Origin of the sequence: Pseudomonas sp. 34 E 7 (genome assembly GCF_900005715.1) — a bacterium.
GTDB classification, from domain to species: Bacteria; Pseudomonadota; Gammaproteobacteria; order Pseudomonadales; family Pseudomonadaceae; genus Aquipseudomonas; species Aquipseudomonas orientalis_A.
In genome coordinates this window covers 9,428-11,964 of the sequence record NZ_CVTX01000171.1, presented here as the reverse complement: position 1 = coordinate 11,964, position 2,537 = coordinate 9,428, and the positions used below count along the sequence as shown (strand labels likewise).

At 63.1% G+C, this 2,537-nt stretch carries 3 protein-coding genes; 2 read left to right on the top strand and 1 reads right to left on the bottom strand.

Translation table 11 applies throughout. From position 1 onward, the window contains the following. Window positions 1-255 (bottom strand): LysR family transcriptional regulator (locus BFP96_RS23385; protein WP_139113438.1); only part of this gene is annotated, 255 nt, incomplete at its 3' end. A 103-nt stretch (window positions 256-358) separates the two neighbouring features. On the opposite strand from BFP96_RS23385, the gene BFP96_RS23380 reads away from it, so the two are divergent. Both BFP96_RS23380 and dnaX read left to right on the top strand, forming a co-directional pair. Continuing rightward, window positions 359-1,273: a DMT family transporter gene (locus BFP96_RS23380; protein ID WP_065898164.1), complete on the top strand. Its 915-nt coding sequence runs from the start codon at window positions 359-361 to the stop codon at window positions 1,271-1,273. 97 nt (window positions 1,274-1,370) lie between these two features. Further along, the coding region (gene dnaX, locus BFP96_RS23375; RefSeq protein ID WP_139113439.1) for a DNA polymerase III subunit gamma/tau at window positions 1,371-2,537 on the top strand (1,167 nt) is incomplete at its 3' end.

Below are 2,537 nucleotides of genomic sequence, written 5' to 3'. Positions count from 1 at the left end.
CGTGGCATCCACCGCGCGTTTGGACTCCTCCACCAGCGCCAGGATGCGCTCGCAATAATCCAGGAAAATCTCCCCGGCGGCGCTGATCGCCAGCCCGCGTCCGGCACGAATGAACAAGGGCGTGCCCAACTCGCTTTCCAGCTGCTTGATGCGCGTGGTGATGTTGGAGGGCACGCAGTGCAATTGCAGGGCGGCCTGCGCCACGCTGCCGGTTTGCGCCACGGCTCGCACCATTTTCAGTTGGGCCAGTTCCATTGCTCAGTTCCAGTGATCTCAGAATTCAGAAACGCTTAATTGTGCTGCGCCTGGCGCGGGCCAAAACTGATGGCATTCCTTCCCTGTGCCCCGGAGGCCGTCGATGAATGCCCCATCTCCTGTGAAGCTTACGCTAGTCGTTGCCGTCGTGATTCTCTGTTGGGCGTATTCGCCGATTGGCGTGCACATCGGCTTGCACAGCTATAGCCCTGGGCAACTGGCGTTGCTGCGGTTCCTGATCGCCTCGCTGTTCATGGGCGCGGTGGCGCTGGTGGCGGGCATTGGCCGGCCGCGCCTGCGGGATTTGCCGTGGCTGCTGGTGCTGGGTTTTTTCGGGGTGTTCCTGCACCACACCTGCCTCAATAGCGGCCAGCAGTGGGTGACCGCGTCGGCGTCCAGCGTGCTGGCGCAGTCGGCACCGCTGTTCAGCGTGTTGATTGCGTTTTTCTGCCTGAAAGAGCGGGTCAGTGCCTGGCGCTGGGGGTGTGTGCTGTTGGGCTTGTGGGGTGTGCTGGTGGTGATCCGGGGCGATCATGGCATGGCCGAGATGGACCCACGCGGTTTGCTGATCCTGCTGGCGGCCCTGTCCTGGAGCGTGTATTTCGCTGTCCTGCGACATTACGCTTACCGCTACAGCCCGCTGACGCTGGCCTGCTATATGGTCTGGTCCGGCACCTTGATGCTGTGCGTGAACCTGCCAGGTCTGCCCGCAGCAGTGGCACGGGCACCGCTGCCGGACAACATGGCGGTGCTGGTGCTCGGTATTTTTCCCAGTGCCCTGGCCTACCTGGCCTGGGGCTACGTGCTCAAGCACGTTGAAGTCAGCCGTGCCTCGGTGGCGATGTACCTGATCCCACCCGTAGCGATGATCTTGGCGGCGATGCTGCTGGGCGAGCGCATGACCCTGCAGGTGTTGCTGGGCGGGCTGATGGTGCTGGCCAGTGTCGCAGCTATCGGCCTGGAGGCGCGCTGGGCGCGTTCTTTGCGGCGTACAGCCGGTGCAGGATCAGGCCTCTGAGGAGCGCTTAGTCAGATAAGACGAGCGTGCCGGATGCAATTTCCCCCTTGCTCCGCTAGCATTACCGCCTCCCGCTTCCCAGTTGCGACGGTTTTCGATGAGTTATCAGGTTCTTGCACGTAAATGGCGTCCGCGCTCGTTCCGCGAAATGGTCGGCCAGACCCATGTGCTCAAGGCTCTGATCAATGCCTTGGACAGCCAGCGGCTGCACCACGCCTACCTGTTCACCGGTACCCGCGGCGTGGGCAAGACCACCATTGCGCGCATCATCGCCAAATGCCTGAATTGTGAAACCGGTATCACCTCGACACCGTGCGGCACCTGTTCGGTATGCCGCGAGATCGACGAAGGGCGTTTCGTCGACCTGATCGAGATCGACGCCGCGAGCCGCACCAAGGTCGAAGACACCCGTGAACTGCTCGACAACGTGCAGTACGCACCGAGCCGTGGCCGCTTCAAGGTCTACCTGATCGACGAAGTGCACATGCTGTCCAGCCATTCCTTCAACGCGCTGTTGAAAACCCTGGAAGAGCCGCCGCCCTACGTCAAATTCATCCTGGCCACCACCGACCCGCAGAAACTTCCTGCGACGATTTTGTCGCGGTGCCTGCAATTCTCCCTGAAGAACATGACCCCCGAGCGGGTGGTCGAGCATTTGACCCACGTGCTGGGTGTCGAGAACGTACCGTTCGAAGACGACGCACTGTGGTTGCTGGGCCGTGCTGCCGATGGCTCGATGCGTGATGCCATGAGCCTCACCGACCAGGCCATCGCCTTTGGTGAAGGCAAGGTCCTGGCCGCCGATGTGCGCGCCATGCTAGGCACGCTGGACCACGGCCAGGTGTTCGACGTGCTGCACGCGCTGATCGAGGGCGATGCCAAGGCCTTGCTCGAAGCCGTGCGCCACTTGTCGGAGCAGGGTCCGGACTGGAATGGCGTGCTCTCGGAAATCCTCAACGTGCTGCACCGCGTCGCCATCGCCCAGGCATTGCCTGAGGCGGTCGACAACGGCCATGGCGACCGCGACCGCGTGTTGGCGCTGGCCCAGGCGCTGCCGGCCGAAGACGTGCAGTTCTATTACCAGATGGGCCTGATCGGCCGTCGCGACCTGCCCCTGGCGCCGGACCCGCGCGGGGGGTTCGAGATGGTCCTGCTGCGCATGCTCGCCTTCCGGCCCGCCGACTCGGCAGATGCGCCGAGACAGCCGCTAAAGCCAGTGGGGATCAGCCAGGCCACAGCTGATTCCGCCAAACCAGTGGCTGGT